At 39.9% G+C, this 208-nt stretch carries 1 pseudogene; it reads left to right on the top strand.

The features are described 5' to 3' along the window. Positions 1-178 (top strand): annotated as a pseudogene (locus tag QOS01_RS10570) (IS30 family transposase); the annotation flags it as partial. Positions 179-208: the final 30 nt, after the last annotated feature.

Below are 208 nucleotides of genomic sequence, written 5' to 3' on the forward strand. Positions count from 1 at the left end.
CGGTAGTAATGAGAACCGTAACCGAGTTTTGCGACGATTTATTCCCAAGGGACAAGCTATTGAAGAGCTGAGCGATCACAAGCTAGTTCAAATTAATTGGTATCTGAATTCCCGACCACTTAAATGTCTTAACTGGCATACACCAATCGAGATCTTCCTGCTTAATTTACGTCATTAAATTCGTTCAAGTTATTTCTTGCAATCTGCC

The sequence above is a fragment of the Limosilactobacillus avium genome (assembly GCF_947381485.1).
GTDB classification, from domain to species: Bacteria; Bacillota; Bacilli; order Lactobacillales; family Lactobacillaceae; genus Limosilactobacillus; species Limosilactobacillus avium.